At 71.2% G+C, this 579-nt stretch carries 1 protein-coding gene; it reads right to left on the bottom strand.

Annotated elements, in window-relative coordinates:
* Nucleotides 1-308: hypothetical protein (locus AC1B00_RS09635; RefSeq protein ID WP_488849511.1), on the bottom strand; the 308-nt coding region annotated here is incomplete at its 3' end.
* Nucleotides 309-579 lie beyond the last annotated feature (271 nt).

Genomic DNA, 579 nt, shown 5'->3' with positions numbered 1-579 from the left:
GCCCCGTAGACGAGCAGCGCCGGGGCCAGGAGCACCGCGGCCGAGCAACTGGGCGTCACGTGGAACGCGATCGGGGTGCCACCGACCTGGACGACGAAGTTGTCGCGGGCCGCGACGACACCCCCGGCGAAGAGCGGATTGGTCCAGAATGCCGTCGCCAAGGCCTCGGCCACCGCGATCCCCTCGATGAACACGAGGGATGCCACGGCGGCGAGGATCGCGACGATGGCGAGCACGCGTTGCGCCCACCCGGGCCTGTCCCGCTGCTCGCGCGAGCGGTGGCGGCGACGAAGCTGATCGGACGACATGGCGTCCTGCCTTTCTTCTCCCGACCACGGGGTCCGACTCGTACCTGAACGGATCGGACCCCGCGGATTCAGGGGTTCGTGCGGTGGAGACGATGCGTGCGGATTCGGAGCAGCGCACCGATGAACAGCACGACCGCGGCGACCGCGAGTGCCGCCGTGGGGGACACCCCGCCGGTCGCGGCGAGGGTTCCCCCGGTGATGAGCACGGGCTGCGCACCGGCGCCCGGGCTATACACGGCTGTTCCCCGCCGCCTCGTTCCGCACGTCCATC

The sequence above is a fragment of the Campylobacter sp. DY7 genome (genome assembly GCF_057802535.1).
Note: the sequence above shows the minus strand (reverse complement) of the source record. Positions and strands in the feature narration are given on the sequence as shown.